The organism is Pseudomonas jinjuensis, assembly GCF_900103845.1.
GTDB lineage: Bacteria > Pseudomonadota > Gammaproteobacteria > Pseudomonadales > Pseudomonadaceae > Pseudomonas > Pseudomonas jinjuensis.
Window position 1 is genome coordinate 358,221 of record NZ_FNIJ01000001.1, and the last position, 24,524, is coordinate 382,744.

Below are 24,524 nucleotides of genomic sequence, written 5' to 3' on the forward strand. Positions count from 1 at the left end.
TAATCGAGGTGATCGAAATGATGAAAGGTGGCATGGCCGGTCTGATGAAGCAGGCCCAGCAGATGCAGGAAAAGATGCAGAAGATGCAGGAAGAGCTGGCCAACGCCGAAGTCACCGGCCAGTCCGGCGCCGGCCTGGTGAGCGTGGTGATGACCGGTCGCCACGACGTCAAGCGCGTCAGCCTGGACGACAGCCTGATGCAGGAAGACAAGGAAATCCTCGAGGACCTGATCGCCGCCGCGGTGAACGACGCCGTGCGCAAGATCGAGCAGAACAACCAGGAGAAAATGTCCGGCATGACCGCCGGCATGCAGTTGCCGCCCGGCTTCAAGATGCCGTTCTGAGCCCGTCCCGCGCAGAATCGTCATCCTGTAGGAGCGAGCTTGCTCGCGAATGGCTTCCTTGCAGAGCGTTCGCGAGCAAGCTCGCTCCTGCGTCTATCCAGCCCACCCATTCTTCCCGGTTCCTTCCATGAGCTTCAGCCCCCTGATCCGCCAACTGATCGACGCCCTGCGCATTCTTCCCGGAGTCGGGCAGAAGAGCGCCCAGCGCATGGCGCTGCAACTGCTGGAGCGTGATCGCAGCGGCGGGTTGCGGCTGGCGCAGGCGCTGACCCGGGCGATGGAAGGGGTCGGACATTGCAAGCAGTGCCGCACCCTGAGCGAAGAGGATCTCTGCCCGCAGTGCGCCGACCCGCGCCGGGACGACTCGCTGCTCTGCGTGGTGGAAGGCCCGCTGGACGTGTTCGCCGTGGAGCAGACCGGCTATCGCGGCCGCTACTTCGTGCTCAAGGGGCACCTGTCGCCGCTGGATGGCCTCGGTCCGGAAGCCATCGGCATTCCCGAACTGGAAGCGCGCGTCGATGCCAGCCAGTTCAGCGAGGTCATCCTCGCCACCAACCCCACCGTGGAAGGCGAGGCCACCGCCCACTACATCGCCCAGCTGCTGTCCGGCAAGGGACTGGTGTTGTCGCGCATCGCCCATGGCGTACCGCTGGGTGGCGAGCTGGAGTTGGTGGACGGCGGCACGCTTGCCCATGCCCTCGCGGGACGGCGCCCGATCGGGTCGTGAAATCCCGCTGATCTTGTAAACCAAGCAAGCGCTAGGTAAGTTTCCTGGATCTCATCCAGGAACCTCGCCATGCCCGTATTCCAGAAATACTTCGACGAGTCGCATCAACTGGTGCGGGATTCCGTTCGCCGTTTCGTCGAGCGGGAAATCCTGCCGTACATCGACGACTGGGAAGAGGCCGAGGAATTCCCCCGCGAGCTGTACCGCAAGGCGGGCGCTGCCGGCATTCTCGGCATCGGTTATCCGGAAGCGTTCGGCGGCAGTCATGAGCTCGACCTGTTCGCCAAGGTGGCGGCGAGCGAGGAGCTGATGCGCTCGGGTTCAGGCGGTCTGGTGGCGGGGCTCTGTTCGCTGGATATCGGCCTGCCGCCGCTGCTCAAATGGGGACGGCCGGAGCTGCGTGAGCGAGTGGTTCCGCAGGTGCTGGCCGGTGAGAAGATCATGGCGCTGGCGGTGACCGAGCCGTCCGGCGGCTCCGACGTCGCCAACCTGAATACTCGCGCAGTTCGCGATGGTGACTGCTACCGCGTTACCGGCAGCAAGACCTTCATCACCAGCGGCGTTCGTGCCGACTACTACACGGTGGCGGTGCGCACCGGCAGCGAGGGATACGGCGGCGTCAGCCTGCTGCTGGTGGAGAAGGGCACACCGGGCCTTGGCGTCGGCCGCAAGCTGAAGAAGATGGGCTGGTGGGCCTCGGACACCGCCGAACTGTTCTTCGACGATTGCCGCGTGCCGGCGGAAAACCTGATCGGCATGGAAAACATGGGCTTCGCCTGCATCATGGCGAACTTCCAGAGCGAGCGTTTGGCGCTGGCCATCATGGCCAACATGACCGCGCAACTGGCGTTGGAGGAATCGCTGCGCTGGGCCGGCGAGCGCGAAGCCTTCGGCAAGCCGCTGGCCGGTTTCCAGGTGCTGCGCCATCGCCTTGCGGAAATGGCCACGCAGGTCGAGGTGTCCCGCGAGTTCACCTATCGACAGGCGGCGCGGATGGCGGCAGGGCAGAGTGCGATCCGGGAAATTTCCATGGCCAAGAACTTCGCCACCGACGTCTCCGACCGCGTGGTCCACGACGCCGTGCAACTGCTCGGCGGCATGGGCTACATGCGCGGCAGCCTGGTGGAGCGCCTGTACCGCGACAATCGCATCCTCTCCATCGGCGGCGGCACGCGGGAGATCATGAACGAGATCATCGGCAAGCAGCTTGGCCTGTGAGGCGAACGGTCCGGCGCGCGGTCAGCGAGCCGACGTAGTAGTGCGGCTCGGTACGCTGCATACGTTGGCTGGAGGCGCCGGTATCGGGGAAGGGAGCAGCGGCGTTTCGCCGCTCTGATACGAAGGCGGGCCGTTGATGGCCCGCCTTGTATCGACTCAGATATGCAGGGCGTGCCCCAGTGCCTTCAGCGCCGCTTCCTGCACCGCCTCGCCCAGCGTCGGGTGGGCGTGGATGGTGCCGGCGATGTCTTCCAGGCACGCGCACATTTCCAGCGACTGGGCGAAGGCCGTGGACAGCTCCGACACCGCCTTGCCCACGGCCTGCCAGCCGAGGATCAGGTGGTTGTCCTTGCGCGCCACCACGCGGACGAAGCCGTCGTGGGATTCCAGGGTCATGGCGCGGCCATTGGCGGCGAAGGGGAAGGTCGCCGTCAGCACGTCGTGGCCGGCGGCCTTGGCCTGATCCGGCGACAGGCCGACCACCACCACTTCCGGATCGGTGAAGCACACCGCCGGGATCGCCGTGGGGGTGAAGGCGCGGCGCTTGCCGGCGATGATTTCCGCGACCATCTCGCCCTGCGCCATCGCCCGGTGCGCCAGCATGGGTTCGCCGGCGATGTCGCCGATGGCCCAGACGTTGCGCATCGAGGTGTGGCACTGCTCGTCGATCTTCACGGCGCGGCCGTTCATGTCCAGGTGCAGGGCTTCCAGGTTCCAGCCGGCGGTGTTGGGGTGGCGGCCGACCGCGACCAGTACCTGGTCGGTCTCGATCACCCGCTGTGCGCCCTGGACATCGCGCACGCGCAGGCCGTGGCCGCCCGGTTCCAGGCCCATCACGCTGTGGCCGAGGTAGAGCTCGACGCCCAGCTTGCGCAACGCGGCGGCGACAGGCTTGGTCAGCTCCTCGTCGTAGGTCGGCAGGATGCGCGGCTGCGCTTCCACCACCGTCACCTCGACGCCCAGCTTGCGATAGGCAGTGCCCAGCTCCAGGCCGATATATCCGCCGCCGACCACCGCCAGGCGCCCGGGCAGAGCCTTGGGCGCCAGTGCCTCGGTGGAGGAGATGACGTTGCCGCCCAGCGGCAGGAAGGGCAGTTCCACCGACTTCGAGCCGGCCGCCAGCAGCATGTGCTCGCAATGGATCTGCTGGCTGCCGCCATCGGCGAGATCGACTTCCACCGTCTTGCCGTCGACGATCCTGGCCCAGCCATGCACCACGCTGACGCCATGCTTCTTCAGCAGCGCGGCGACGCCGGTGGTCAGGCGGTCGACGATGCCGTCCTTCCATTCCACGGTGCGGGCGATATCGATGCCCGGCGCCTGCACGCTGATGCCCAGCGCCGACTTGCCGGCGAACTCGCGGGCCTTGAGGTATTCCTCGGCGGCGTGGATCAGCGCCTTGGACGGGATGCAGCCGATATTCAGGCAGGTGCCGCCGAGGGCGGCGCCTTCCACCAGCACGGTGCGGATGCCCAACTGCCCGGCGCGGATGGCGGCGACATAGCCGCCGGGGCCGCCGCCGATGACCAGGAGTGTGGTTTCAGTTACTTGAGCCATCGACGCTTACTCCAGGAACAGGGTGGCGGGGTGTTCGAGCAGGGCGCGCACGGCCTGGATGAAGGCCGCCGCGTCCATGCCGTCGACCACCCGGTGATCGAAGGACGAGGACAGGTTCATCATCTTGCGCACGACGATCTGGCCGTTGACCACCATCGGCCGCTCGACCATGCGGTTGACCCCGACTATGGCCACTTCCGGATGGTTGATCACCGGCGTGCTGACGATCCCGCCGAGGGCGCCGAGGCTGCTCAGGGTGATGGTCGAGCCGGACAGTTCCTCGCGGCTGGCCTTGCCGTGGCGCGCGGCTTCCGCCAGGCGCGCGACTTCCGCGGAGTTGCCCCACAGGTCGCGAGATTCGGCATTGCGCAGCACCGGCACCATCAGGCCGCTGTCGCTCTGGGTGGCGACGCCCAGGTGCACCGCGCCGTAACGGGTGACCACGTCGGCCTCGTCGTCGTAGCGGGCGTTGAGCTGCGGGAACTCGCGCAGGGCGACCACCATCGCGCGGGCGATGAAGGGCAGCAGGGTCAGCTTGCCGCGCGCCGCGCCGTATTTGCCGTTGAGGTGCTGGCGCAGGGCTTCCAGGTCGGTGACGTCGATTTCCTCGACGTAGCTGAAGTGCGGAATGCGCCGCTTGGCCTCGGCCATCTTGCGGGCGATCTGCCGGCGCAGGCCGATTACCGGGATCTTCTGCTCGTCGTGGCGCGCGGCGTAGCCGGAGGCCACGGTGGCGCCGCCGTGGGTCAGGTAATGCTCCAGGTCGTCCTGCAGGATGCGTCCGGCCGGGCCGCTGCCCTGTACGAACTGCAGCTCGACGCCCAGGTCGCGGGCGCGCTGGCGCACGGCCGGGGAGGCCAGCGGCTTCTCGCCCGGCGCCCGGCGCGGAGCCGGTGTTGGAGCAGGGCGGACTGCCGGGGCGACCGGCTTGTGCTCCACGCGCGGTTCAGCCCTGGCTGGTTGAGGTGCGGGCTGCGCAACCGCTTCCGCCTTGGCCGGCGCTTCTTCCTGCGCCTTCGGCTGCGCGGCTTCCTTCAGGTTGCCCTGGCCTTCCACTTCCAGGCGGATCAGCTCGCCGCCCACGGCCATCACCTGGCCCGGCTGGCCGCCCAGGGCGAGGATCTTCCCGGCCACCGGCGAGGGGATCTCCACCGTGGCCTTGTCGGTCATGACTTCGGCCAGCACCTGGTCCTCATGGACCTCGTCGCCGACCTGTACGTGCCACTCCACCAGCTCCACTTCGGCAATGCCTTCGCCGATGTCCGGCATCTTGATGACGTGAATGCCCATTCAGACCTCCATGGCACGTTTGAAGGCGGCGCCGACCCGCGCCGGCCCGGGGAAGTAGTCCCATTCCTGGGCGTGCGGGTAGGGGGTGTCCCAGCCGGTCACGCGCGCGATGGGGGCTTCGAGGTGGTGGAAGCAGTTTTCCTGGACCAGCGACATCAGCTCGGCGCCGTAGCCGCAGGTGCGGGTGGCCTCGTGGACGATGACGCAGCGGCCGGTCTTCTTCACCGACTCGACGATGGTGTCCAGGTCCAGCGGCCAGAGGCTGCGCAGGTCGATGATCTCGGCGTCGATGCCGGTCTCCTCGGCGGCGGTCTGCGCCACGTAGACGGTGGTGCCGTAGGTCAGCACGGTGAGCTCCGAGCCGGGGCGGGCGATCACCGCCTTGTCCAGCGGCACGCTGTAGTAGCCCTCCGGCACCTGGCTGGCCGGGTGCTTGGACCAGGGCGTCACCGGGCGGTCGTGGTGGCCGTCGAACGGGCCGTTATACAGGCGCTTGGGTTCGAGGAAGATCACCGGGTCGTCGTTCTCGATGCAGGCGATCAAGAGGCCCTTGGCGTCGTAGGGGTTGGACGGCATCACCGTGCGCAGGCCGCAGACCTGGGTGAACATCGCCTCCGGACTCTGGCTGTGGGTCTGGCCGCCGTAGATGCCGCCGCCGCAGGGCATGCGCACCACCATCGGCACGATGAAATCGTTCACCGAGCGGTAGCGGATGCGCGCCGCCTCGGACACCAACTGGTCGGTGGCCGGGTAGACGTAGTCGGCGAACTGGATTTCCACCACCGGGCGCAGGCCGTAGGCGCCCATGCCGACGGCGGCGCCGATGATGCCGCTCTCGGAGATGGGCGCGTCGAACACCCGCGAGGTGCCGTACTTCTTCTGCAGGCCTTCGGTGCAGCGGAACACGCCGCCGAAGTAGCCCACGTCCTGGCCGAACACCACGACGTTGTCGTCACGTTCGAGCATGACATCCATCGCCGAGCGCAGCGCCTGGATCATGGTCATGCTGGTCACTGCCTGGGCGTTTTCCGTTTGCGGGTTCATGGCATTCATACCCCGAGCTCCTGGCGCTGCCGGCGCAGGTGTTCCGGCAGGTCCTTGTAGACGTCGTCGAACATGCTGGCGGCGCTGAAGACGTGGCCGTCGACCAGCGAACCGTGGCTTTCCGCTTCCTTCTGCGCGGCGATCACTTCGGCTTCCAGCTCCTTCTGCAGCGCTTCGTGCTGCTCCTCGGACCAGATGCCGAGGACGATCATGTGCTGCTTCAGGCGGGCGATCGGGTCGCCCAGCGGGAAGTTGGTCCAGTCGTCCGCCGGGCGGTATTTCGACGGATCGTCCGAGGTCGAGTGCGGGCCGGCGCGGTAGGTGACCCACTCGATCAGGCTAGGCCCGAGGTTGCGCCGGGCGCGTTCGGCGGCCCATTGCGAAGCGGCGAAGACGGCGAGGAAGTCGTTGCCGTCGACCCGCAGCGAGGCGATGCCGCAGCCCACGCCGCGGTTGGCGAAGGTGGTGCCTTCACCGCCGGCGATGGCCTGGAAGGTGGAGATCGCCCACTGGTTGTTGACCACGTTGAGGATCACCGGCGCGCGGTAGACGTGGGCGAAGGTGAGGGCGGTGTGGAAGTCCGCTTCGGCGGTGGCGCCGTCGCCGATCCAGGCCGAGGAAATCTTCGTGTCGCCCTTGATCGCCGAGGCCATGCCCCAGCCCACCGCCTGGATGAACTGGGTGGCGAGGTTGCCGGAGATGGAGAAGAAACCGTATTCGCGGCTGGAATACATGATCGGCAGCTGGCGGCCCTTGAGCGGGTCGGCCTCGTTGGAGAGCAGCTGGCAGATCATGTCCTTCAGCGGGTACTCGCGGGTGATCAGGATGCCCTGCTGGCGATAGGTCGGGAAGCACATGTCGCCGTCCTTCAGCGCCATGGTGTGCGCGGTGGCGATGGCTTCCTCGCCCAGGCACTGCATGTAGAAGGACATCTTCTTCTGCCGCTGCGCGGTGGTCATGCGCGCGTCGAAGATGCGCGTCTTGAGCATGGCGCGCATGCCGCGCAGCAGCTGCTCGCTGCCCAGCTGCGGGTTCCACGGGCCGACGGCGCGGCCTTCGTCGTCCAGCACGCGCACCAGGCTGTAGGCCAGGTCGCTGGTCGCCGCCGGCTCGACGTCGATGGCCGGCTTGCGTACGGTGCCGGCGTCGGACAGATGCAGGTAGGAGAAATCGGTCTTGCAGCCCGGTCGTCCGGTCGGTTCCGGCACGTGCAGGCGCAAGGGTGCGTAGTCACTCATGGGTTGCCTCCAGCCTCGATGGCTCAAGGTTGATCGAATGGGATCAGGAACGAACGAGCGTGGCGGGCGGATGCAGCGGGCCCGGCCGGGCGGGAGGGGAGAAACGATGCGCGCGGGTGCGGCGGGGGAGGTGTTGGTGCGTGACATCACTCATGGTGAGGCCCTCGTCGTTTGTTCTTGTGAATTCAGTATATGCTTCGGCTGCTAGTTTTTTGCTCCAAATTGACTAGGTGGAACCTGTCTGATTAGTATCTTTGAACCATAAAATCCTTGATTGGTAGAACTGAGCAGCCATGGCCGAACTCGACCGCATCGACTTGAAGATTCTCCGCGCCCTGGCCGAGGACGGCCGCCTGAGCTGGCGCGATCTGGCGCAGAAGGTGGGCCTGTCGCTGACCCCGACCCTGCGCCGGGTGCGCCGCCTGGAAGAGGAGCGCTACATCCAGGGCTATTTCGCGAGCCTCGACGAGGAGCGCCTGTCCGGGGCGATGAGCGTGTTCGTCTCCGTCTCCTTAGAAAAGCAGACTGGCGACTACCTCGCCCGCTTCGAGGAACGCATCGTCGACGCGCCGCAGGTGATGAGCTGCTTCCAGATGACCGGCGACGCCGACTACATGCTGCGCGTGGTGGTCAAGGACCTGGCGGCCTACCAGGCGTTTCTCACCAATACCCTGACGCAGATTCCGGGGGTGGCGGGGATCAAGTCGGCGTTCGCGTTGAAGTCGGTGATGCTGAGGTCGGCGCCGCCGATCTAGCGGGGCCGGAGCGGGCGCGGGGGAACGATGCTGGGGATTCGCCTGGTTCCTGCAGGAGCAACGGTCTTCGCCGATAACGCCACGCCGATGGGATGGCGGATAACGCTGGCGCGTTATGCACCCTACCCGGACATTCCAGCGGAATCGTGTAGGAGCAACTGTCTTCACATCTGCGCGGCGCAGCCCCTCACCCTAACCCTCTCCCGGAGGGAGAGGGGACTGTCCTGAGTTGCCGGTTGGCACGTCATTTATCCTGACGCCAATCTGCCCCCTCTCCCCTTGGGAGAGGGCTGGGGTGAGGGAATCCCCAACGCCGAATGTCCTGTAGGAGCGGGCCATGCCCGCGACATCGGCGGCGCCGGCATGGCCCGTTCCTGCGGGATATCAGAAACTCCTGCTGACCCCCGCCACCACCGTCGCCGAGCAGACGTCATCGAAGCCCATGTAGCTGGCGCACTCCGCCTCGGACAGGTCGGTGTCGATGTAGCTCAACGACCAGTCCAGCCCCAGCAGCGTGCGACTCAACTTGGCTTCCCATTCGTGATAGCTGTCCCGCGCGCTGCCGCCACGGGAGACGAGCAGCGGGTCCTTGTAGTCGACCACCCCGTAGCGCACTTCCGCCCCGACGTCCCAGGGCAGCGTGGTGCCGTAGCCGAGGTAGCTGTAGAGCATGCTCTGGTCGCCGGCGAGGTCGTCGGAGTAGTAGGCGCCCACGCGCGCGCCGTAGACGTTGAGGTCCGCGTGGTACTCGCTGTAGTTGAAGTCGCTCAGGCGCGGATAGACGTAGTCGATGTACGACACATCCAGCGCGATATCGTCGCTGATCTGCCAGTAGTAGCCCGCGTAGTAGTCCAGTTCCTGGCGGGTGCGGCTGCCGAAGCCGAAGTCGACGTTGGAACTCCAGACCCCGAGGTACAGCCCGCTGGCATGCATCAGGGTGGCCGAACCCTGGATGGCCGGGTCGTTCTGCGTCTGCGAGATGCCGCGGGTGCGGTAGTCGCTGAACAGGCCGGCTTCCAGCGCCAGGCTGAAGTCGTCGTCGAGCTCGATGGCCTGGGCCGGCGTCCAGGACGCCAGCAGGCTGCCGGCGAGTGCGAGGGGGATGCAGCGTTTCATCGGAAGTCTCCGTTGTTATTGTGATGACTGCGGATGCGCACGGGCCCCGGGCAGCCCTCCCGGCAGGAGGACCCGTGCTGCGATGGAGTTGCGGGAGGGGAATCAGGAGGTGGGGCAGGGCGCGGGCGTCCACGCTTCTTCGTCGATCTCCGCCATGCTCAGCGCGGCGGTTTCCCGCAGCAGGAAGGAGCACAGCGCGACTATGCCCAGCGCGAAGGCGCCGTACAGCGAAACGCCCAGGGTGTCGTGGCCGGTGGCGATGAGGATCGCCGTGGCCGCGCTGGATGCGGTGCCGCCGCCCAGCGCCGCGCCGATCTGGTAGCAGGCGGACATCCCCGAATAGCGCATCGACTGCGGGAACTGCTCGGCGAGGAAGGCCGGGATCGGGCCCTGGGTCGCGCCCATGAAGGCGCCCACCGCGATGTAGGCCGCGCAGGAGAGCGGCAGGCTGTGCTGGTTTACCAGCGGGAAGAAGGCGAACAGCCCCAGCGCCATGATCACGCAGCCGAGGATCATCACCCTGCGCCGACCGAGGCGGTCGGAGAGGAGGGCGAACAGCGGCGCGGTGATGACGATGGCGACGGACAGCGCCAGGTCGAACATCAGCGCCTCCGTGCTGCCGTAGCCGACCTGGGTGGCGTAGGCGAGGAAGAAGGTGCTGCCGATGTAGGCGATGGTCACGTAGCCGAAGGCGATGCCGGTGCACAGCAGCATCTCCCGCGGACGCGAACGCAACGCCTCGACCAGCGGGATGTGCGCCGGCTCCCGGTGCTCCAGGGCCTTCTTCTGCGCCGGGTTCTGCAGGCGCGCGTAGAGGCCGATCAGCACCAGCACGCCGCCGAGCCAGAACGGGATGCGCCAGGCGAAGCTGGCCAGGTCGTCGTCGAAGGCGGTGCTGACGATGGCGAACACCGCCGCGCCGAGGATGCCGCCGATGCCGATGCCCATGCTCGTGAAGCTGCCCCACAGGCCGCGCTTGCCGGGCGGCGCCGACTCGATGCCGAACAGCGCCGCGCCGCCCCATTCGCCGCCGGCGGCGAAGCCCTGGATCAGCCGCAGCAGCACCAGCAGCGCCGGCGCGGCGAGGCCGATGGAGGAGTAGCTGGGCAGGCAGCCGATCAGCAGGGTGCTCAGGCCCATCAGCAGCAGGGTGATGACCAGCGCCTTCTGCCGGCCGATGCGGTCGCCGTAGTGGCCGAAGACCATGCCGCCCAGCGGGCGGGCGAAGAAGCCGGAACCGAAGGCGCCGAACGCCACCAGGGTGGCGGTGAGCGGGTCCATGTCGGGGAAGAACACCTGCGGGAAGACCAGCGCCGCCGCCGTCCCGTAGATCACGAAATCGTAGAACTCCAGCGCCGTGCCCATGCCGGAGACGAAGAACGTCCGCAGCGCGGAGGGCGCCGCCTGATTGTCGTTGGTCATTTGCCTTACCTTTCTTGTACTTGTCGGGGCCATGCGCGAAGCCGCCGTTTCCGGCGGCTCGCAGTTGGGCGCTAGAAGCGCTGGTAGCCGTTCGCGGCGAGGAACTTCGGATTGCCGGCGGCGTATTCCAGCGCGCAGTTCCCGGTATCGATGGCGATGGTCAGCAGGGTCTCCCAGCGCTCGGTGGCCGGCAGGCCGGGGTCCGGGGTGAAGCAGATCGGCGCGTTCTCGCCGGCGGCGCCGCACATGGCGTCGGCGCGGGCGCGCAGGTCGGCGGTGGTCATCCGTTCGAGCTGCGCGTTCACATGGTCGAGACGGGCGTAGGTGGTGGAGACGTCGGCGGTGCGCTCGCCGAGGGTCAGGCCGGCATCGAGGAAGTGGTTGGTGTGGGTGATCCAGCCATCCGCGCGCGGCGGCACCGCGGCGATGGCCTGCGGCGACATCTCGATGCTCGCCACCCGCGGCGACGCATCCTCGCGGGAGAACACCGTCAGCACGGTGGAAGCGCTGACCCGCGCGGAGCGGGCGAGGGCGATGGCTTCGTCGACGCTGGTCGCCTCCTCGAGGATGCGCCGGGCGATGGCGTGCACCGGCACCCCGGCGCTGCCGTCGTCGCTGGCGTGGTGCAGGATGTTGAAGTGCAGGCCGAGGCCGGCGCTGTTCACGCCGATCTTGCCGAGCATGCCGAATTCGGTGAACAGCTTGACGCTGTGGCCGGCGCTGCCAACGAGCTGCAGCATGAGGCCGTGGGGCACCAGCGAATCGTGCCAGTCCCAGGTCTGGATGGTCCGCGGAAGCTGCGCGCCCCGCGGGGCGAACACGGCGGTGGAGCATTCGCCTTCCTTCGAGGCCGGCATCACCGCGAGGATCTCGGTGCGCGCATTCAGGCTCGCCAGTTGCCAGAGGGGCAACTGCGCCGCGTCGGCCACCGCCGCCACTTCCTGCGCCAGGGCCGGGCTCCATGCCTCCAGGCTGCCCAGGCTGGCTTCGCCGAGGCTGCGCACGCGCTCCGGCTCCACGCCGACCTGGGTGAAGAAGTCGAGGTAGAGCGAGGTGGTGTGGCGGATCTGCTCCGCCCATTGCTCACCGATCTGGCGCCCACGGGCCTGCGGGTCTCGGGTTTCGGTGACGAAGGTATGGACTTTCACTGCGGGTGTACCTGTTCGGATTGACGAAAAAACGCCGCCGGAGCGCCCCGGCGGCAAGGCGAGGGATCAGGGATTGCGGGCGAAGACTTCGCGGCCGGCGAACCAGGTGCGCAGTACCCGGGTGTCGCGCAGGGCTTCCGCTTCGGCCTGGAACACGTCGCGATCGAGCAGGATCATGTCGGCCTGCTTGCCGGGCTTCAGCGAGCCGATGCTGTCGTCCAGGCGGATCGCGCGGGCGGCGTTGAGGGTGTAGGCCTGGAACATGGTCTCGCGGTCGATGGCCTCGTCGGCGTTCAGCACGCCTTCCGGCCCCTTGCGGCTGAGCGCCTGGTAGATGGCCGGCCACGGATCGGGGGTGGTGATCGGCCAGTCGCTGGCGCCGGCGATGGTGGCGCCGTTCTTCAGCAGCGAATGCGCCGGGTACTGGTAGCGGAAGGCGGTGTCGCTGACGTAGGGCTTGACCAGGTCGACGCTGAGCTCGTCGGCGCTGGCCCAGAACAGCTGCATCGAGGCGATCACGTCGAGCGGCCTGAAGCGCGCGAAGTCCTGCGGACTGACCATCTGCAGGTGGGTGATGGAGTGGGGAATGCCGCTGCTGCGCGCCTTGCGGGCGTGCTCGATGGCGTTCAGCGATTCGCGCACCGCGCGGTCGCCGATGGCGTGCACGTGCACCAGCCAGCCGCGGGCATCGGCGGCGTCGACCAGCGCGCCGAAGCCCTCGGGATCGAACAGCAACTCGCCGCTCTTCTCCGAGCCCCTGTAGGGTTCGAGCATGGCCGCGCTGTGCGCCGGGTGCTCGGCGACGCCGTCGGCGAAGACCTTGATGCCGGGCAGGGTCAGGTTGGGCACGCCCCGGAACTGCTGGCGCACCTTGTCCAGTTCGTCGAGGTCGGCCGGTTTGGCTTTCGAGTCGGCCATCAGCAGCGCGGCGACGTGGGCGCTGAGTTCGCCCTTCTGCGCCAGCGTGCGGTAGGTCGGCAGCACGCCGAGGGAATTGTTGCCGATCGGGCCGCCGGGGATTTCGTTGGCCAGCGGGTCCATCCAGGCGGTGATGCCGAGGCTGTTGTAGTAGCGCAGCGCATCCCGCGCGCCGGTCAGCAGTTCCTCGTCGCTCGGCAGCGGCAGCAGTTCCTGCGCGGCGTACAGGCCGGCGTCGACGAGGAAGCCGTTGGGGCGGCCGTCCGGGTGATGACCGATGGTGGCGAGTTCCTCGCCCTTCAGGCTCTTCACCCTGGCGGCGTCGATGCCGGCGCGCTTCAGCATGGCCTGGTTGGCCCAGCCGGTGTGGAAGTCCCAGCCGGCGAAGAGGATCGGCGTGGCGGCCCACTCGCCGGCGTTGAAGCGCCGTTCCAGTTCGTCGAGCCGGTCCCAGTAGCTGGTCGGCAGGCCGCCCACCACGAGGAATTCCCCGCGACGCGCCTTGCCGTCGTCGCGCCACTGGCGCAGGCGCTGCTCCAGTTCGTCGAGAGGCAGCAGCTTGCCGTCGAGATTGGCCTGGTGCATCTGCAGCCCGCCCTTGGCGACGTGGGCGTGGGAGTCGATGAAGCCCGGCATCAGCACCTTGCCGTCGAGGTCGAGGACCCGGGTCGACGGCTGTTTCAGGCGCAGCACCTCGGCGTCGGAACCCACCGCCAGCAGCTTGCCGTCCTCCACCGCCACCGCCTGCTGCAGGGGCTGGCCCGGTTCGGCGGTGTAGACCCTGGCGTTGTGCAGGATCAGGTCGACAGCGGCCATAGTTTCCAACGGGGAACAGGCGAGCGCGCTGGTGAGCAGCAAGGGGAAGATCGGCTTCATCGGGTTGGCCTTCGGTTTTTGTTAGTCTGTAGCGAAGGCTAAACAACCGGTGGCGATTGAAGAATGCCATCTCCCGCACAACTTCTGTGCCTGTCAGGAATAGATCGATGGACAAACTGAGCGCCCTGACCATGTTCGTCGCCACCGCCGAGTACGGCAATTTCAGCCGCGCCGCCGAGCAACTGGGGAGGACGCCTTCCGCCCTGACCAAGGCCGTGGCGCAGCTGGAGGACGAGCTGGGCGCGCGGCTGTTCGAGCGCACCACCCGACGGATGGCGCTGACCGAAGCCGGTCATCTCTACCTGGAAGGCGCGCGTCAGGCGCTGATGCAGCTGCGCCTGGCCAGCGAGGGCGTCGAGCAGCTGCAGCACGAACTGCGCGGCAGCCTGCACATCACCGCGCCGCCGTCGTTCGGCCCGGCCTTCCTCACCCGGGTGTGCTGCCGCTTCATGCGCGACCATCCGCAGGTGAACCTGGAAGTGGAATTGAGCGATACCTATGTCGACCTGGTGGAAGGCGGCTGCGATCTCGCCCTGCGCGACGGTCCCACCGACCTGCCCGGCGTCATCGCCCAGCCGCTGGTGGAGAACCGCATCCTGCTCTGCGCGAGCCCGGCCTACCTGCAGCGCAAGGGTGGCGACGTGACCCTGGAGAACTACCAGCAGCACGACTGGCTGATCTTCCGCCACCCGCTGCTCAACCGGCATTTCTGGTGGGTGACCCAGGGCGACCAGCGCATCCGCCTGACCCAGCCGGTCCCGCGCCTGGCCAGCGACAACTACGACTTCCTCCTTGCCTGCCTGCTGGACGGCCAGGGGCTGCAGTTCATCCCGCAATGGAGCGCCGCGCCCTACCTGGCGCGCGGGGAACTGCTGGAGGTGATGCCGGAGTACTGGCGCGAACCCAGCGACTTCGGGCCGTGGGTCTACATGCTCTACCTGTTCCACCGGCGCAATACGCGGAAGGTGAAGGTGTTCATCGAATACCTGAAGGAGCACTGGCGGGAGCGGAGCCTTTGATTCGGTAGGAATCGCGCTCCATCGATCGAGCATCGTGCCGTGCGGAAGGTGGATGAAAAAAGCCTCATCCACCCTGCGCCAGCCGGCAACACCGTCGTTCATCGCCCATGCGTTCGAACCGATGAATCGCGCCGCCAATATGGATCACTTCCCCATCTGTTGCCTTTTGGGCTACAAATGTTGCTGTTAAGGCAACGAAATTGGAGTGGGCATGTCTCTGGCGACCTTGTTGTTCAGCGATTATCGGCGAAAGGTGCTGGGGCTGCTGTTGCTGCATCCCGAGGCGCGTTATCACCTGAGGGAGATTTCCCGCCTTACCGGAACCCAGCCGGGCACGCTCACGCGCGAACTGGGCAAGCTGGCCGATGCCGGCGTGTTGCTGAAGGAGCGCCAGGGCAATCAACTGCTCTATTCGGCGAACCGGGAATGCCCGGTCTTCGAGGAGTTGGCGAGCATCCTCCGCAAGACCAGCGGGCTCGCCGATGTCCTGCGGGAAGCGCTGCTGGGGATCGCCGAACAGGTGGAGGCAGCTTTCGTGTTCGGCTCGATGGCCAGCGGCAAGGCTTCCGCCAGCAGCGATATCGACCTGATGCTGATCGGCGATTGCGGCTTCGCGGATGTGGTCGAGCGGCTGTACCCGCTGCAGGCGCAGTTGCGTCGTGAGATCAACCCCAAGGTCTACAGCGTGGCTGAATGGCAGAATCTGGTCGTTCAGCAGGGGGCGTTCGTTCGGGATGTCCTCGGCAAGTCCCGGCTGTTCGTATTGGGTAGCGAGGACGAACTCCACATGATCGGAGCACAAGGATGACTCTCGAAAATCTTCTCGGCCTGTCGCTGGAAGCGATCGAGCCATCGTGCCGTGCAGGAGGTGGATGAAAAAAGCCTCATCCACCCTACGCCAGCCGGCACCACCGTCGTTCATCGTTCCCACGCGCGTGGGAATGCATCCCGGACGCTCCTGCGTCCTTTGCGGGACGTATCAATACAACGCCATCCCCGAACGCAACCCTCGATTATTGCAACCTGCGCACCAATCCCTTTCCAAAACCCCTCTGTGTGTCAGACGCGTCCTACACTAGATTGCAGGTGTGGCCGGGGCGCATCGCTCGTGGCCCGAACACCGGAGGTTCCACCATGAAACGCACTTCACTCTGCCTGCTGGCTGCGCCGCTGATGCTGTACGGGATGGCTGCCGGCGCTGCCGAAACCCCAGTCGTCTACCAGTACGGCATGCAGCTCGACATCGACCATGTGATCAGCATCGAGCAGCCCAACGACCGTTGCGAAGTGAGCCCGGCGCAGATGACCTACGTCGACTCGAAAGGGCAGGTGCACGTCCTCGAATACCTGCGCCAGACCGAGATGTGCAGCGACGTCTGAGTCCCGTCGTACTCAGCGGATACTCCCGGCCAGTTCGAAGATCGGGATGTACATCAGGATGACGATGACGCCGATGATCAGGCCGATGAAGGCCATCAGCAGCGGTTCGAACAGGCGCACGAACCATTCGATCCAGCGGCTGATCTCCTCGTCGTAGAAGTCGGCGGTGCGTTCCATCATCTTGCCGAGATTTCCCGACTGTTCGCCGGCCCGCAGCATGCGCAGCGAGACCGGGGTGGACAGGCCGTATTCCTCCAGCGCACGCGACAGCGCATAGCCCTCGCGGATGCGGGCGGCGGCGTGGTCGAGGCGGCTGCGGGAGGCTGCGCCCAGCAGATTGCGCACCATGCCCATGGCGGTGACGATCGGGATGCCGCCCTGCAGCAGGATGCCCAGCGAGCGGTAGAAGCGCGCCAGTTCGTACATCAGCAGGCGCTGGTGCACCGCCGGGATCCTCTCCAGTTGCCGGCCGAGCAGGGCGCGGAAGCGTGGCTGGCGCCAGAGCAGGGCGAGCACCGCCAGGGCCAGCGCGGCGCCGCCGAACACTTCGGTCTGGTGCGCGTTGAGGAACAGCCCGGTATTCATCAGCACCCGCGACAGCCATGGCAGGTTCGAGCCCAGCCCTTCGAATACCAGGCTGAAGCGCGGCACCACGTAACCCATCAGGAACAGCATCACGCCGCCGCCGACGAGCAGCAGCAGCAGCGGGTAGACCGAGGCGCTGACGATCTTCTGCCGCACCTCGTCCATGCGGTTGCGGTAGGCCACGTAGCGGCCCAGCGCGTCGCCCACCGCGCCGGTCTTCTCGCTGGACTGCACCAGCGCCACGTACAGCGCCGGGAATATCGCCGGGAACTGGGTGAGCGCCTGGGAGAACGACTTGCCCTCGTAGAGCAGGCGCACCAGCTCTTCGAGGGTCTTGCGCGCGCCTGGCGAGGATTCCTTTTCCGCCAGGCTTTCCAGCGCGTCGATCAGCGGCAGGCCGGCGTTCAGCAGGGTGGTCAGTTCCTGGCTGAACAGCACCAGCGGGAACTGTTCCTTGCCGCGCAGGCTGGCCAGCGACCAGCGCTGTTCGTTGTGCAGCGCGAGGACCCGCACCCCCTGGTCCTCGGCCTGGCGCCGGGCGTCGGCCGCACTGTTGGCGTCGACCACCAGCGACACCACCCCGGACTGCTTTCCGACACCCTTCACGAGAAAGCGCATGCCGATGCCCCCGCCTACTGCTGCCAGCTGTTCACGTCCGCGTTCTCGCCATCGCCGCCCGGCTGGCCGTCCTTGCCCAGCGAGCTGAGGTCGTAGTCGCCGTTGTCGCCCGGCGCCTTGTACAGGTAGTCGCGACCCCAGGGGTCCTTCGGTACGCTTTTCTGCAGGTACGGACCCTGCCATTTCGCTTCGTCATTGGGGCGCACCACCAGCGCCTGCAGACCCTGTTCGGTGGAAGGGTAGTGGCCGAGTTCGAGGCGGTAGAGATCCAGCGCCTTGCCCAGGCTTTCCACCTGCGCACGGGCTACCTTTACTTCTGAGCGGCCCAGTTGGCTGAAGTACTTGGGCGCGACGATGCCGGCCAGCAGGCCGAGCACCACGAGCACGACGAGAAGTTCAAGCAGGGTGAAAGCACGCTGGCGGGAATGCGCGAACCGTGCGCGGTAATTCATGGTCGCCTCCAATGCTGTTTTTTTCTGATGCTGCATGACCGAGCATAGTCCGTCCCTGCAAGAGCCATGCACGAACCCGTCGAAATGCCGTGGAGCGCTTGTAACGCCGGCGATACAGGGGCGGCACGGGCCTTGCCTCGGTGTTTCGGCAGTGGGGAATTTCCCCGGAGTGCGCAACACAGGAGGTTCGGGGGATGCGTGGACTCATCGCCGCATTGCTGCTCGCCCTGGTCGCCGGCAACCAGGCCGCCGCGGACATCTACGTGTCGCAGGGCGCCGATGGCAGCCTCACGCTGTCGAACATCAAGCGTCCCGGGCGCAGCTACATCAGGGTGGTGCGCGAGCCGCCGCCGGTGCGCGTGGCGGCGAAAGCCGCCGTCGACAAGCGTCCCGCCGAGCAGCGGCCCTACGCGGAAATCGTCAGCGCCGCGGCCGACGCCAATGACCTGCCGCCGGCCCTGCTGCATGCCGTGATCAGTACCGAATCGCGTTACAACGCCTCGGCGCTGTCGCCCAAGGGCGCCGCCGGGCTGATGCAGCTGATGCCGGACACCGCGCGGGACATGGGCGTGGCCGACGTCTGGGACCCGGCGGCGAACATCCAGGGCGGCGCGCGCTACCTGAAGAGCCTGCTGCAGATGTTCGACAACGACATTCCCCTGGCGGTGGCGGCCTACAACGCCGGACCGACCGCCGTCGCCCGCAGCGGCCGGGTGATCCCGCCCTATGCGGAAACCCAGCGCTACGTGCCCAGCGTGCTGGGCGAATATCGGCGCTTGCGTGGATTGAAACCGGACGCTCCGCTCTGACCCGCTGATTGGGGAAAGCTGCCCCCCGCATCGGGGGATTTGCCCCAGTGGAAAGTTTCCACATGTTTGGAAACAAATTGAAATACAGCGACTTCCGCCATTCCGAATGGATGGCACGCTAATTGACGTGGCGCTCATATCGGCCCTGGAGGCCTGGGGGAGAGCGTCATGAGCGAACGCGGTCGGCAGCAGGGGATTTTCGGTTGGAGCGGCACCGGGCTGGCGGTCCTCTCGCTGCTGCTGGGCGGCGGCCAGGCGCAGGCGGCGGTGCAGTGCCAGCGCAACCTGGTGGCCAATGTGGTCGCCATCGACCAGCCGCTGATGTTCAACCGCCTCGGCGCGCAGAACGTCAACGGCATGATCTACGCCCTGCGCCGCGACGTGGTGGACGACCAGGGCGTGCTGCTGAGCCGCGGCGGCGCGGCGGTTCCCGGCCGGGTCGCGCTGCGCCCGGACAAGCGCCCGCGCCCTCTGGTGCTGCGCGTCGCCGCCGGCGACTGCCTGACCGTCAACCTGCAGAACCTGCTCGCCTACCAGGCCAACCCGCACGGCAGCCACGGGCAGGGCGGCATAGGGGAGGAAGAGGACGAGGCGCCGGAGCCGGGTGTGGAGGAGGACGACCAGGTCAGTGACCGCCACGTCGGCTTCCACGTCAACGGCATGCAGGCGGTGGGCTCCATCGCCGACATCGCCAGCAACGTCGGGCGCAACGGCAACTACCTGGTCGAACCCGGCGCCAGCCACAGCTACGTGCTCTACGCCGAGCGCGAAGGCGCCTTCGCCGTCGGCAGCCAGGGCGCCACCTTCGGCGGCGAGGGCAGCGCCGGCAACGCCGGCAACGGGCTGTTCGGCCAGGTGGTGGTCGAGCCGAGGAATGCCCGCACCTACCGCAACGCCGTCACCGAGGAAGAGATGCGCCTGGCCAGCGCCGGCCGCACGCCGGCCGGCCAGCCGGTGATCGACTACGAGGCGCGCTACCCGAACCGCGAACCCTGGATCACCGAAGGCAGGGCCGGGATGCCGATCCTCGCCATGGTCGAGGGCAACGAGATCATCGACAGCGGCAGCGACGCCATCGTCATGGGCCCGCAGCCCGACGGCAGCTTCCCGCCCTCGACCTATCCGCTGGAGAGCAGGGGCAAGCGCAACCCGGCGCTGCCCAACCGCCTGGAAGCCTTCCGCGATTTCTCCGCGCTGTTCGAGGATGAGGGCGTGGTGACCCAGGCGTTCCCCGCCTGGTGGGCCGACCCGGTGTTCGGCCACGTGCTGCAGCCGGGCCGCGACGGCTTCATGATCAACTACGGCAGCGGCGGTATCGGCGCGGAGATCGTCGCCAACCGCCTCGGCGTCGGGCCGATGCACGACTGCCTGGACTGCGCCTTCGAGGAGTTCTTCTTAAGCGCCAGCGCGGTGGGCGACGTCGGCATGCAGGTGGACGTGCCGGCCAACGTCGGCCTGGAAAACGTCGGGCCGGGGCAGACGCCGCCGCCGCAAGCCACTGGCGTCAAGGCGAGCATGGCGCTGTTCCCGTCCGAGCCGTCCAACGTCAACCACAGCTACATCGGCGACTTCGTGAAGATCCGCAATACCCACCAGGGCAAGGAACAGCACGTGTTCCACCTGCACGCCCACCAGTGGCTGTACAACCCCAACGACGACAACTCCGACTACATGGACGCCCAGGGCATCGGCCCCGGCGCTTCCTATACCTACGAGATCGCCAACGGCGGCTCGGGCAACCGCAACCGCGTGGCCGGCGACGCCATCTACCACTGCCACTTCTACCCGCACTTCGCCCAGGGCATGTGGAACATGTGGCGGGTCCACGACGTGTTCGAGGAAGGCACCAGGCTGGCGGTTTCCGCCCAGGGCGCCGATGGCTTCCACAGCGTGCCCTTCGCCCTGCGCAGCGGCCTGCCGGCGCCGGGGGCGCGGGCGTTGCCGGACGGGGAAATCGTCGCCGGCACGCCGATCCCGGCCATCGTCCCGCTGCCGGGCAAGGCCATGCCGCCGATGCCGGGCAAGGTGACGGTGGTGCCGAAGCTCGGCGAGCGCCTGGTGGCTGGCGACGATGAGAGCGAAACCGTGGTGGGCGCCATCGGTTCGCTGGCGAAGATCGACCGCAGCCCGGAGAACTACAACGCCGACGGCAGCCTGAAGAATCCCGGCTTCCCGTTCTGGGTCGGCGGCATGGAGAGCAGCGTCGGCCAGCGCCCGCCGACCCCGCCGCTGGACATGCTCGATCCGGACAGGGCCCGCGCCCTGCACGATTCCGGCAACCCGCTGTGGGCCAACCTCGACCCGAACCAGGTGGCCGGCTGGGACGGCGGCCTGCCGCGGCATGCGCTGGACGGCATCGCCGCCGGCGGCGAAGCGCTGGTCACCACCTCGCCGCTGGACTTCACCAAGGAAATCACCCGCGCCAGGCCCATCTACCTGCCGGAGGAGGGCACCGACGTCGAGCAGGCGGCCATGGCCTACCACGCCCGGCTCGACCACCCGAGCTACGCCATCCTGCCCGGCCGCCAGACCCGCCCGGCGGCGTTCCGCACCAACGGCGCCCCGCCGGTGGCCGGCGCGCCCTTCTACGAACCGTGCATGGACGACCGCCAGAAACGCCTGACCAGCAGTGCCGGCGCGGGGCTGTTCAACAGCGGCGAAAGCCTCGCCGCCATGACCTTCAGCGGCGCCTCGCCGTTCACCGCCGACCACCCGCGCGTGTACAAGGCCGCCGACATCCAGTTCGACGCGGTGTTCAACAAGGTCGGCTACCACTTCCCGCAGTCCCGCGCCATCGCCCTGTGGGAGGACGTCTGGCCGGTGATCAGCAAGCAGAAGGCGCCCGAGCCGATGGTCATGCGCATCGACACCTTCGACTGCGTGATGTACCAGCAGACCAACCTGATCCCCGCCTACTACGAGATGGACGACTACCAGGTGCGCACGCCCACCGACGTGGTCGGCCAGCACATCCACCTGCCGAAGTGGGACCTGACCGCCGCCGACGGCTCCGGCAACGGCTGGAACTACGAGGACGGCGTGCTTTCCCCGGCCACCGTGGTCGAGCGGATCAACGCCATCCGCGCGTACGACGCCTGCCAGCCGAACGACCCGCGCAACGGCACGGCGGACTGCCCGCAGGCCAGGGCGCATCCGTTCTTCAGCCACTACGGCCGCGCCGACTGGCTGGGCGCGCGCACCGCCATGCAGCGCTGGTTCGCCGACCCGGTGGTGAATACCCGCGGCATCGACCGCGGCCTCGGCACCATCTTCACCCACGACCACTTCGGCCCCTCGACCCACCAGCAGATCGGCCTCTACGGCACCGTGCTGGCCGAGCCGGCCGGCTCCACCTGGGCCCAGGCGGAAACCGGCGAGCCGCTGTACACCCGGCACGACGGCGGGCCGACCTCCTGGGAAGCGCTGATCAACACCGGCGACCTCGACGGCGACGGCAGGAACGACAGCTACCGCGAGTTCTTCCTCGAATACACCGACTTCCAGCACGCCTACGAGGCCGGCGTGTACGTCGGCGCCGGGCCGGACGGGGTGCCCGACCCGGCGGCCTATCCGGCCGGCGGCGACAGCTTCCGCTATGCGATCAACCCGCCCATGCGCGGCGGTTCCGGCAGCCTCATCGACGGCGGCACCGACCTCGCCGGCGGCCTGATGCCGGGCTGCCCGAGCCGGCCGTGCCCGCAGATCATCGACGGCGAGGACCCCGGCATGTTCTCGGTCAACTACCGCAACGAGCCGCTCGGCCTGCGCATCTACGACCCGCTGAAGACCGCGCCCGACGGCAAGGCCGGCATGCAGGCCGATGGCTATGCCGGCGACCTCGCGTTCGCCCTGCAGAGCCGCACCGACCGCAGGATCGACGCGCTGAACAAGCGGCCCGGCGAGATCACCCATGCGGTCGGCCCCACCGGCGGCACCACCACCTTCCCGCCGCACATCAACCAGGGCGACATGCCCGGCGACCCCTTCACGCCGATGCTGCGCACCTACACCGGCGACAACGTGCGCCTGCGCGTGCACGCCGGCGGCTACGAGGAAACCCACAACGTCACCCTGCACGGCGTGAAGTGGCTGCATTCCGGCAGCGGCTTCGGCAGCAGCCCGAATTCCGGCTGGCGCTCGGCGCAGATGATCGGCATCTCCGAGCAGATGGGCTTCAACACGCCGGTGAGCATGCTCTCCAGCGCGGCCGGCGACACCGCCGACTACCTGTACTCCATGGATGCCTCGCTGGAAGGCTACTGGTCCGGCATCTGGGGGATCATGCGCAACTACACCGCCCCGCGCGCCGACCTGGCGGCGCTGCCGAACAATCCGAAACCGCTGGCGGCGCGCAACACCACCGCGTTCAGCGGCATCTGCCCGCGGCTGTCCCCGAATCCGACGGGGATCGGCAGCCGGCCGACGCCGCAGCGCAACTTCGAGGTGGTGGTGGCGCTGGCCAACGACATCCTGCCCAACCCGCTGAACCTGGCCATCGGCGATCCGCGGAACGCCGGCCAGCACGTCGGCGGGCCGCTCAAGGCGGACGGCGGCACCCTGGTGTACAACCCGCGCGCGGTGAGCATTCCGCAGGTCACTGTGGTGGAGCCGGAAGAAGGCACGGTATCGACCATCGGCGGTCACGCCGGCCCGCTGCACGATCCGACCGCGATCCTCTACGTGCGCAAGGCCGACCTCGATCCCGCCAGCGGCAGGCTCAAGCCCGGCGTGCCGGTCGAGCCGCTGGTGCTGCGGGTGAATGCCGGCGACTGCGTCAACGTCACCCTGGAGAACCGCCTGCCGGAAGTCATGCCGGACCTGGCGACCATGGCGGTGACGCAGAACGCGATCAAGCGCGACCGCTACGACGCCCGCGGCTCCACCACCTTCGGCAACAACCTGATGCGCCCGTCCAGCCATGTCGGCATGCACGCGCAGCTGCTGGCCTACGACATGACGAAATCGGATGGCTTCAACGTCGGCCTGAACGCCGTGCAGACCGTGCCGCCGCGGGCCGGCAGCAGCGGCGCGTATCCGACCCGCAGCTACCAGTACTACGCCGGCCACCTGGAGCGCGAAGGCAAGCCGGTCGCCCAGGCCGGGCGCAACGTCGACAACATCACCGCCACCCCGGTGGAGTTCGGCGCCCTCAACCTGACCTCGGCGGACCTCATCAAGCAGCCGCAGAAGGGCCTCGGCGGGGCGATGGTGGTGCTGCCGGCCGGCGCGACCTGGACCGAGGACGCCAGCTCGCGGGCCAGCGCCACGGTGCAGCCGCCGGCCCCGGAGCCGGCCTATCGCGACTTCGCCCTGGTGTTGCAGAAGAGCCTGGGCCTGCGCTGGGCCGACGGCGCGCCGGTGGAGAACATCGGCGGCGAGGGCGCCGGCATTCCCGCCGACACCCAGGACAGCGGCGCCATGGCGATCAATTCGCGCAGCGAGCCGCTGTGGTTCCGCTTCGGCCTGGCGCCGGACACGCCCTTCGGCCATGCCGGCGGCTCCGGGCTGGCGGACCTGCCCAACGCCTACATGGCCTACAGCAACGCGCTGGTGGGCGGCGACCCGGTGACGCCGGTGCTGCGGGTGAAACCGGGGCAGCCGTTCCGCACCCATCTGCTGCTGCCGGGCGGCGGCAGCCGCGGCACCACCTTCCAGCTGGCCGGGCACGTCTGGTCGTCCAGCCCGTTCCTGGCGGAGAAGACCGATGCCGAGGGATTCCCGCTGGCGCAGTCCGGCGTCGGCTCGACGCGCTTCGGGCTGAATCCGCTGGCCGCCTACATCGGCGCGCAGGAGAACATCCTGCCGGCGGCGCACTTCAGCTTCATGTTCCCCAGCGCCGGGGGCGCCAACGCGGTGAAGGGGGACTACCTGTTCCGCGACTATGCGGGGTTCGGCAACCTCTCGGGACTGTGGGGGATATTGCGGGTGACGGATGAGGCGGGGCAGTGAGGGCAGGGGAATCCCATGGTTCCCACGCTCCCGCGTGGGAACGATTGAGGCAGGGAGGG

At 67.7% G+C, this 24,524-nt stretch carries 19 protein-coding genes; 9 read left to right on the forward strand and 10 right to left on the reverse strand.

Annotation, left to right across the window (positions count from 1 at the left end; translation table 11 throughout):
* Positions 1-17 precede the first annotated feature (17 nt).
* The 3 genes from BLR75_RS01660 to BLR75_RS01670 all read left to right on the forward strand — a co-directional run bounded on the left by BLR75_RS01660 (position 18) and on the right by BLR75_RS01670 (position 2,289).
* Complete coding sequence (locus tag BLR75_RS01660; protein WP_017516839.1) at positions 18-344, forward strand: YbaB/EbfC family nucleoid-associated protein; 327 nt, start codon at positions 18-20, stop codon at positions 342-344.
* A gap of 127 nt (positions 345-471) precedes the next feature.
* On the forward strand, positions 472-1,071 hold the full coding sequence (gene recR / locus BLR75_RS01665) for a recombination mediator RecR (protein ID WP_084310318.1): 600 nt from the start codon (positions 472-474) through the stop codon (positions 1,069-1,071).
* Positions 1,072-1,140: 69 nt separating this feature from the next.
* A complete protein-coding gene (locus tag BLR75_RS01670; RefSeq protein WP_084310317.1) occupies positions 1,141-2,289 on the forward strand; it encodes an acyl-CoA dehydrogenase family protein in 1,149 nt (382 codons plus the stop codon).
* A gap of 156 nt (positions 2,290-2,445) precedes the next feature.
* Here BLR75_RS01670 and lpdA read toward each other — a convergent pair whose 3' ends face one another.
* Genes lpdA through BLR75_RS01690 form a run of 4 tightly spaced genes read right to left on the reverse strand, consistent with a single transcriptional unit; the run spans position 2,446 to position 7,418 of the window.
* The gene (gene lpdA / locus BLR75_RS01675) at positions 2,446-3,846 is read right to left on the reverse strand and encodes a dihydrolipoyl dehydrogenase (protein ID WP_084310316.1); all 1,401 of its coding nucleotides are present in this window, start codon (positions 3,844-3,846) and stop codon (positions 2,446-2,448) included.
* Between the two features lie 6 nt (positions 3,847-3,852).
* On the reverse strand, positions 3,853-5,136 hold the full coding sequence (locus BLR75_RS01680; protein ID WP_084310315.1) for a dihydrolipoamide acetyltransferase family protein: 1,284 nt from the start codon (positions 5,134-5,136) through the stop codon (positions 3,853-3,855).
* Positions 5,137-6,189 carry an alpha-ketoacid dehydrogenase subunit beta gene (locus BLR75_RS01685; protein WP_084310314.1) on the reverse strand — a complete coding sequence of 351 codons (1,053 nt, stop codon included), beginning with the start codon at positions 6,187-6,189 and terminating at the stop codon, positions 5,137-5,139.
* Positions 6,186-7,418 carry a 3-methyl-2-oxobutanoate dehydrogenase (2-methylpropanoyl-transferring) subunit alpha gene (locus tag BLR75_RS01690; protein ID WP_084310313.1) on the reverse strand — a complete coding sequence of 411 codons (1,233 nt, stop codon included), beginning with the start codon at positions 7,416-7,418 and terminating at the stop codon, positions 6,186-6,188. Before BLR75_RS01690 ends, BLR75_RS01685 begins: the two co-directional genes overlap by 4 nt.
* A 293-nt stretch (positions 7,419-7,711) precedes the next feature.
* Between BLR75_RS01690 and BLR75_RS01695 the strand changes: the two genes are divergently transcribed.
* On the forward strand, positions 7,712-8,173 hold the full coding sequence (locus BLR75_RS01695; RefSeq protein WP_084310312.1) for an Lrp/AsnC family transcriptional regulator: 462 nt from the start codon (positions 7,712-7,714) through the stop codon (positions 8,171-8,173).
* Positions 8,174-8,557: 384 nt separating this feature from the next.
* Here the strand turns inward: BLR75_RS01695 and BLR75_RS01700 are convergent, their stop codons facing one another.
* The 4 genes from BLR75_RS01700 to BLR75_RS01715 form a co-directional block, all read right to left on the reverse strand.
* Positions 8,558-9,289, reverse strand: coding sequence for a TorF family putative porin (locus BLR75_RS01700; RefSeq protein WP_084310311.1), 732 nt, complete (start codon positions 9,287-9,289; stop codon positions 8,558-8,560).
* Positions 9,290-9,391: 102 nt separating this feature from the next.
* The gene (locus BLR75_RS01705) at positions 9,392-10,711 is read right to left on the reverse strand and encodes an MFS transporter (RefSeq protein ID WP_084310310.1); all 1,320 of its coding nucleotides are present in this window, start codon (positions 10,709-10,711) and stop codon (positions 9,392-9,394) included.
* Between the two features lie 71 nt (positions 10,712-10,782).
* Positions 10,783-11,859 (reverse strand): C45 family autoproteolytic acyltransferase/hydrolase, encoded by a 1,077-nt coding sequence (locus BLR75_RS01710; protein ID WP_084310309.1) that lies wholly within the window; start codon positions 11,857-11,859, stop codon positions 10,783-10,785.
* 66 nt (positions 11,860-11,925) lie between these two features.
* Positions 11,926-13,653 carry an amidohydrolase gene (locus tag BLR75_RS01715; RefSeq protein ID WP_084310308.1) on the reverse strand — a complete coding sequence of 576 codons (1,728 nt, stop codon included), beginning with the start codon at positions 13,651-13,653 and terminating at the stop codon, positions 11,926-11,928.
* Positions 13,654-13,760: 107 nt separating this feature from the next.
* Between BLR75_RS01715 and BLR75_RS01720 the strand changes: the two genes are divergently transcribed.
* The 3 genes from BLR75_RS01720 (at position 13,761) to BLR75_RS01730 (ending at position 16,052) form a co-directional block, all read left to right on the forward strand.
* Positions 13,761-14,672: a LysR family transcriptional regulator gene (locus BLR75_RS01720; protein ID WP_084310307.1), complete on the forward strand. Its 912-nt coding sequence runs from the start codon at positions 13,761-13,763 to the stop codon at positions 14,670-14,672.
* 211 nt (positions 14,673-14,883) lie between these two features.
* Positions 14,884-15,480, forward strand: coding sequence for a nucleotidyltransferase domain-containing protein (locus BLR75_RS01725; RefSeq protein ID WP_084310306.1), 597 nt, complete (start codon positions 14,884-14,886; stop codon positions 15,478-15,480).
* Positions 15,481-15,806: 326 nt separating this feature from the next.
* Complete coding sequence (locus tag BLR75_RS01730; RefSeq protein WP_084310305.1) at positions 15,807-16,052, forward strand: DUF2790 domain-containing protein; 246 nt, start codon at positions 15,807-15,809, stop codon at positions 16,050-16,052.
* Positions 16,053-16,064: 12 nt separating this feature from the next.
* Here BLR75_RS01730 and BLR75_RS01735 read toward each other — a convergent pair whose 3' ends face one another.
* The gene (locus BLR75_RS01735) at positions 16,065-17,255 is read right to left on the reverse strand and encodes a type II secretion system F family protein (RefSeq protein ID WP_084310304.1); all 1,191 of its coding nucleotides are present in this window, start codon (positions 17,253-17,255) and stop codon (positions 16,065-16,067) included.
* A gap of 14 nt (positions 17,256-17,269) precedes the next feature.
* Entirely contained in the window at positions 17,270-17,707 is a 438-nt protein-coding gene (gene gspG / locus BLR75_RS01740) for a type II secretion system major pseudopilin GspG (protein WP_084310303.1), read from the reverse strand.
* A gap of 194 nt (positions 17,708-17,901) precedes the next feature.
* On the opposite strand from gspG, the gene BLR75_RS01745 reads away from it, so the two are divergent.
* Positions 17,902-18,516: a lytic transglycosylase domain-containing protein gene (locus BLR75_RS01745; protein ID WP_084310302.1), complete on the forward strand. Its 615-nt coding sequence runs from the start codon at positions 17,902-17,904 to the stop codon at positions 18,514-18,516.
* A gap of 168 nt (positions 18,517-18,684) precedes the next feature.
* Complete coding sequence (gene mnxG / locus BLR75_RS01750; protein WP_084310301.1) at positions 18,685-24,465, forward strand: manganese-oxidizing multicopper oxidase MnxG; 5,781 nt, start codon at positions 18,685-18,687, stop codon at positions 24,463-24,465.
* The last annotated feature ends 59 nt before the right edge of the window (positions 24,466-24,524 follow it).